We start from the raw sequence: 6340 nt of genomic DNA, 5'->3' as shown, positions 1-6340 counted from the left end.
AAGCTCTGTGGGCTCGGCCCCGCCCCCCGCACGCGCTGAAAATCGCGTGCCCGAAGGCCGTACGGGCTGGCATGCTCCGCCTCATGACGACCGGACACGCCCCGCAGCCGACCCTGACCGTCGGCGGCCTCGACACCGAACTGAGCGGCCGCCTCACCGACGGGCTCATCGCCTACAACAAGGCCGTCGCCGGCGCGGACGCCGCCGAGACCCTGTCGGTGAAGATCACGGACGCGGAGGGGCAGGTGGCGGGCGGGCTGTCCGGGTGGACCTGGGGCGGCCTGTTCGACATCGAGCTGGTGTGGGTCCGCGAGGACTTCCGCGCGGCCGGCTGGGGCGGCAGGATCATGGCGGCGGCCGAGGCGGAGGCGGTGCGCCGCGGCTGCGACCGGGCGATCGTCTCGTCCTTCACCTTCCAGGCCCCCGGCTTCTACGAGCGCCAGGGCTTCACCGAGTTCGGCCGCAACGGCGGCCTCCCCGGCGGCCACGCGAAGGTGCACCTCCGCAAGACCCTGACGGGCTGAGGAAGCCTCGTGATCGACGTACCGCCGGTCGTACGGGCGAAGGCCCGGCGGCTGGGGCGACGCGGACAGCAGTGGCTGGCCGACCTCCCGACCCTCGTCGCCGAGGTGGAACAGCGGTGGTCGGTCACGGCCGGCGAACCGCTGGACCGGGCGACGAGCGCGTACGTCCTGCGAGTGCGGACCGGGGACGGCCGGGCTGCCGTGCTCAAACTCGCCGTCCCGGACCCGGACTTCCTGAGCGCGCTGCGGACCCTGCGGCTCGCCGAGGGGCGGGGATACGTCGGCCTGCTGGCCCACGACGCCGAATGTCACGCGCTCCTCCTGGAACCCTTGGGCCCGCCCCTCGACCAGCTGGGCCTCCCGCCGCACCAGCAGATCGACATCCTCTGCGCCATCCTGCGCCGTGCCTGGCACGTGCCGCCTCCCGAAGCGATTCCCGGGCCGGACAAGGTCCGGTCACTGGCCGCGATGATCGAACGCCTCTGGGAGTCCCTCGGCCGCCCCTGCTCGGAGCGCGCCGTCGACCGGGCGCTGGAGTGCGCCGCGCTCCGGGCCGCCGCCTTCGACCCCGCCCGGTGCGTCGTCGTGCACGGCGACCCGCACCCGGGCAACGCGCTCCGCGCCACCGCCCCTCGCCCCGGCGCGGAGACCGGTTTCGTCTTCGTCGACCCCGACGGCTTCACCGACGAGCCCGCCTACGACCTGGGCGTCGTCCTGCGCGGCTGGTGCCCCGAGCTGCTGGCGGCCGACGACGCCGTCGGGCTCGCCCGCTCGTACTGCGCCCTGCTGGCGGAGCGTACGGGCGTGGACGCGCGGGCGATCTGGGAGTGGGGCTTCCTGGAGCGCGTATCGACCGGGCTGTACCTCCTCGACCACGGCGCTGAGGCGTTGGCCCGGCCGTACCTGGAGACGGCGGAGCTGCTGGCCAAGGCGACCGCTTCGGCCGCCCCGGAGTAGGATCGCCCGCGCCATGCACATGAATGCCACCTACACCAGTTTTGTCGCGGTCGGCGACTCCTTCACCGAGGGCATGTCGGACGCCCTGCCGGACGGCTCGTACCGCGGCTGGGCCGATCTGCTGGCCGCCCGGCTGGCGGCCCGTACGCCCGGGTTCCGGTACGCGAACCTCGCCGTGCGCGGCAAGCTCATCGCACAGATCGCGGACGACCAGGCGGGGGCCGCCGCCGCGATGGGCGCCGATCTGGTGACCCTGGTCGGCGGGCTGAACGACGTGCTGCGGCCGGGGTGCGACGTGGAGGCGGTGTGCGCGCGGCTGCGGGAGGCGGTAGAGACGCTCGCGCCGAGCTGCAAACAGCTGGTGCTGATGCGCAGCCCGGGGCGGCGCGGGCCGGTGCTGGAGCGGTACCGGCCGCGGATGGAGCGGCTGTTCTCCTTCATCGACGAGCTGGCCGAGGAACACGGCGCGCTGGTCGTGGACCTGTACGGCTCCGAGGCGCTCGGCGATACCCGGCTGTGGGCAGATGACCGGCTGCATCTGAACGCCGAGGGCCACCGGCGGGTGGCCGAGGCGCTCTGGCAGGCGCTGGGCCACGAGGCGGAGTCGGACTGGAACGCGGCGCTGCCCCCGTACGTACGGCCCACCTGGGCGGAGCGGCGGAGCGCGGACCTGCGGTTCGCGCGTGTGCACCTGGTGCCGTGGATCGGCCGCCGGCTCACGGGCCGCTCCTCCGGGGACGGCCGCCCGGCCAAGCGCGCGGAGCTGCTGCCGTACGAGCCGCCGGCCCCCGGCCCGTCCTCGTAACGCCGAGTCCTCGCATCGCCGAGTCCTCGCAGCACCGGGTATTCGTAGCAACGTACAACTCGGACCGCGGCGCTGGCCTGCGTAAACCGCCAGTAGACTGACGTCTTGTGACTGCCAAGCCCCGCATCCCGAATGTCCTGGCCGGCCGCTACGCCTCCGCGGAGCTCGCCGTCCTGTGGTCCCCCGAGTACAAGGTGACGCTGGAGCGGCGGCTGTGGCTCGCCGTGCTGCGCGCCCAGAAGGACCTCGGGATCGAGGTGCCGGACGCCGCGCTCGACGACTACGAGCGCGTCCTCGACCAGGTGGACCTGGCCTCGATCGCCGAGCGCGAGAAGGTCACCCGCCATGATGTGAAGGCCCGTATCGAGGAGTTCAACGCCCTCGCCGGCCACGAGCACGTGCACAAGGGCATGACCTCCCGCGACCTCACCGAGAACGTGGAGCAGCTCCAGATCCGGCTCTCCCTGGAGCTCGTACGGGACCGGAGCGTCGCGGTCCTGGCGCGGCTCGGGAAGCTGGCGGGCGAGTACGCCGAGCTGGTGATGGCGGGCCGGTCGCACAACGTGGCGGCGCAGGCGACGACGCTGGGCAAACGCTTCGCGACCGCCGCCGACGAGCTGCTGGTGGCGTACGGGCGGGTGGAGGACCTGCTGTCCCGCTACCCGCTGCGCGGCATCAAGGGCCCGGTCGGCACGGCGCAGGACATGCTGGACCTGCTCGGCGGCGACGCCGCGAACCTGGCCGAGCTGGAGCGGCGGATCGCCGAGCACCTCGGCTTCGGGCAGGCCTTCACCTCGGTCGGCCAGGTCTACCCGCGCTCGCTGGACTACGACGTGGTGACCGCGCTGGTGCAGCTCGCCGCCGCGCCGTCCTCGCTCGCCAAGACGATCCGGCTGATGGCCGGGCACGAGCTGGTGACGGAGGGCTTCAAGCCGGGCCAGGTGGGCTCCTCCGCGATGCCGCACAAGATGAACACCCGCTCCTGCGAGCGCGTCAACGGCCTGATGGTGATCCTGCGCGGCTACGCCTCGATGACCGGCGAGCTCTCCGGCGACCAGTGGAACGAGGGCGACGTGTCCTGCTCGGTGGTGCGCCGTGTCGCGCTGCCGGACGCGTTCTTCGCGCTCGACGGGCTGCTGGAGACGTTCCTGACCGTCCTCGACGAGTTCGGCGCGTTCCCGGCGGTCGTCGCCCGCGAGCTGGACCGCTACCTGCCGTTCCTCGCCACGACGAAGGTGCTGATGGGGGCCGTACGGGCCGGGGTCGGCCGGGAGGCCGCGCACGAGGTCATCAAGGAGCACGCGGTGGCCTCGGCGCTCGCCATGCGCGAGCAGGGCGCGGAGCGCAACGAGCTGCTCGACAAGCTGGCCGCGGACGAGCGGATTCCGCTGGACCGGGCGCGGCTGGACGAGCTGATGGCCGACAAGCTGTCGTTCACCGGGGCCGCGGCCGACCAGGTGGCGACGGTGGTGGCGCGGATCGAGGAGATCGCGAAGCAGCGCCCCGAGGCGGCGGCGTACGCGCCGGGCTCGATCCTCTGACGTGCCCCCCTCCGCCAGGCGCTTCACGCCCGAAGAGCTGGAGGCCGCTCGCGACCGCCTCGTCCCGGACGTGGCCGCGAGCGGTCTGCGGGTGCTGTTCTGCGGCATCAATCCCGGTCTGATGTCTGCGGCCACGGGCCACCACTTCGCGCGGCCGGGCAACCGCTTCTGGCCCGTGCTGCACCGCTCCGGGTTCACGCCGCGGCAGCTGCGGCCGGACGAGGAGACGGAGCTGCTGACGTACGGGCTCGGCATCACCAATGTGGTGGCGCGGGCGAGCGCGCGGGCCGACGAGCTGAGCGCGGAGGAGTACCGCGAGGGCGGGCGCGTCCTCGCGGCGAAGGTGGAGCGGCTGCGCCCGCAGTGGCTGGCCGTCGTCGGGGTCACCGCGTACCGCGTCGCCTTCGACGACAAGCGCGCGAAGATCGGTCCGCAGGAGCGCGTCATCGGCTCCACGCGGATCTGGGCGCTGCCCAACCCCAGCGGCCTCAACGCCCATTGGTCGCCGGAGGCGATGGCAGAGGAGTACGGACGGCTGCGCTCCGCCGTCGTACTCTGATGGGGTGACGCGAGGGGCGCAGGAGACGCGGCCTGCGGCGGACGGTCCCGTGCCGCTGCATCGACTTGACGTGCCCATGCCCGGGATTCTGCCGTTCGCCGTGGGGTCCTTCGACACGATCGGGCCGATGTCGCGGGCCGACTTCCCGCACCGGCACACCTTCTACGAGATCGCGTACGTGACCGGCGGCACCGGGCACCACGTCTTCGACCTCGTACGACTGCCGCTGGTGCCCCCGCATCTGTGCCTCATCTCCCCCGGCCAGGTGCACTACTGGGAGCGGGCGCGGGGGCTGCGCGGCTGGGTGATCCTGTTCACCGACGACTTCCTGCTCGGCCACGGCGGGGACCGGCAGCTGCTGCGCAGGCTCGGGGAGCGCCCCTGGCTCTGCCTCGACGGCGAGGAGGCGGACCGGCTCACGGCGCTGGTGCTGGACATGCGGCGGGAGTTCGGCCAGCGGGCGGAGGGTTTCATCTCGGTGCTCCAGGCGCATCTGCACGTCCTGCTCACCCGCGCGGTGCGGATCTCCGGAGCGCGGCTGCCGGGGGCGGAGACGGGCCGGGCCTCGATGGTGTCGCAGGAGTTCACGCGGCTGCTGTCGCTGCCGGGCGCCGCCGAGCAGTCCGTGGGCACGCTCGCCGCCCAACTGGGCGTATCGGTGGGCTATTTGAACGAGGCGGTCAAGCAGAGCACCGGGCTGACTCCGGGCCGGCTGATCCGCGGGGCCCGCACGCTGGAGGCCAAACGGCTGCTGGCCAGCACCGATTTGACGGTTGGTCAGGTGGCGCGCCAGGCGGGGTTCGCGGACCCCGCGTACTTCTGCCGGTTCTTCCGCCGGGAGACCGGCATCAGCCCCGGCGACTTCCGCCGCGAGGCCAGTGGGAATCACCACGTTCGCCGCGGCGAGTCCATCGACCCCTCCGGGCTGCCCGCATAACTTCGTTGCCGGAACGGCCACGGCCGACGAGCACGCCCCACGAATACGGCCAACGAGCACGACGGACGAGGAGGGCCCCGATGGACGACGACCGCGTACAGCAGGACGGGCACGACGGACACGACGCACAGCAGGAACGGCCGGCCGGCATCAGCCGCAAGAAGCTGCTCAAGGTCGCCCTGGCGGCCGTGCCGCTGCCGATGGTGCTCGGCGGAGTGGCCCTGGCCCGCGACGCCAAGACGACGCAGGAACCCCTGGTACCCACCCCGTACTGCGACGACGGCGACGACCCGACGCCGCAGCAGACCGAGGGCCCCTACTTCAAGCCCAACTCGCCGCTGCGGTCCTCGCTCCTGGAGCCCGGCACGAAGGGCACCCGGCTCACGGTCAGCGGCTACGTCTTCGGACTGGCCTGCCGGCCCATCGCCAACGCCCTGCTGGACTTCTGGCAGGCGGACGTGAACGGCGCGTACGACAACGTGGGCTTCCGCTTCCGCGGGCACCAGTTCACCGACGCGCGCGGCGCGTTCAAGCTGGAGACGATCGTGCCCGGCCTCTACCCCGGCCGCACCCGGCACATCCACGTCAAGGTCCAGGCCCCCAACCAGCGCATCCTCACCACGCAGCTGTACTTCCCGGGCGAGCCGCGCAACCAGACCGACACGATCTTCAACCCGGCGCTGCTGATGAACGTGCGCCAGGACGGCTCGGCGAAGCAGGGCACGTACGACTTCGTCCTCAACGTCCGGCAGCAGCCGGGGCCCGGCGAGCCCACCGGTCAGCCCACCGGCGGCCCGAGCCAACCGGGCGGCACCTGGGCCGAGGGCACCGACTACAAGGCCGGCGACCAGGTCACCTACGGAGGCACCAGCTACCGGTGCCTCCAGCCCCACACGGCCCGCGCGGGGTGGGAGCCGCCGGCGGTCCCGGCGCTCTGGCAGCGGGTCTGACCGCACCGGGCGGGCCTGGGCCCCCTCCCTTCCCCGTGTGGCGAGGGGCGCCGCCCGGTGGCGTGTA

General features: G+C 72.8%; 7 protein-coding genes. All 7 read left to right on the top strand.

The features are described 5' to 3' along the window. Positions 1 to 524 (top strand): GNAT family N-acetyltransferase (locus ACFU99_RS28985; protein WP_384397608.1); only part of this gene is annotated, 524 nt, incomplete at its 5' end. 9 nt (positions 525 to 533) lie between these two features. Then, entirely contained in the window at positions 534 to 1481 is a 948-nt protein-coding gene (locus tag ACFU99_RS28980; protein ID WP_384397606.1) for an aminoglycoside phosphotransferase family protein, read from the top strand. A 13-nt stretch (positions 1482 to 1494) separates the two neighbouring features. Beyond that, on the top strand, positions 1495 to 2286 hold the full coding sequence (locus tag ACFU99_RS28975) for an SGNH/GDSL hydrolase family protein (protein ID WP_384397604.1): 792 nt from the start codon (positions 1495 to 1497) through the stop codon (positions 2284 to 2286). A 107-nt stretch (positions 2287 to 2393) separates the two neighbouring features. Further along, a complete protein-coding gene (gene purB / locus ACFU99_RS28970; protein WP_384397602.1) occupies positions 2394 to 3827 on the top strand; it encodes an adenylosuccinate lyase in 1434 nt (477 codons plus the stop codon). 1 nt (position 3828) lies between these two features. Continuing rightward, entirely contained in the window at positions 3829 to 4386 is a 558-nt protein-coding gene (gene mug / locus ACFU99_RS28965) for a G/U mismatch-specific DNA glycosylase (protein ID WP_384397600.1), read from the top strand. A gap of 76 nt (positions 4387 to 4462) precedes the next feature. Then, positions 4463 to 5323, top strand: coding sequence for a helix-turn-helix domain-containing protein (locus ACFU99_RS28960; RefSeq protein ID WP_384397610.1), 861 nt, complete (start codon positions 4463 to 4465; stop codon positions 5321 to 5323). An 80-nt stretch (positions 5324 to 5403) separates the two neighbouring features. Beyond that, a complete protein-coding gene (locus tag ACFU99_RS28955) occupies positions 5404 to 6273 on the top strand; it encodes a carbohydrate-binding protein (protein ID WP_384397598.1) in 870 nt (289 codons plus the stop codon). Positions 6274 to 6340: the final 67 nt, after the last annotated feature.

The organism is Streptomyces sp. NPDC057654, assembly GCF_042800135.1.
Classification (GTDB): Bacteria; Actinomycetota; Actinomycetes; order Streptomycetales; family Streptomycetaceae; genus Streptomyces.
The sequence above is the reverse complement of the archived record's forward strand: the minus strand, read 5'-3'. Positions and strand labels throughout refer to the sequence as shown.

Excerpts from the sequence above, each read along its gene's own strand:
- ACFU99_RS28975 (WP_384397604.1), top strand. The coding sequence starts at position 1,495 with ATGCACATGAATGCCACCTACACCAGTTTTGTCGCGGTCGGCGACTCC.
- ACFU99_RS28960 (WP_384397610.1), top strand. The coding sequence starts at position 4,463 with ATGCCCGGGATTCTGCCGTTCGCCGTGGGGTCCTTCGACACGATCGGG.
- ACFU99_RS28955 (WP_384397598.1), top strand. The coding sequence starts at position 5,404 with ATGGACGACGACCGCGTACAGCAGGACGGGCACGACGGACACGACGCA.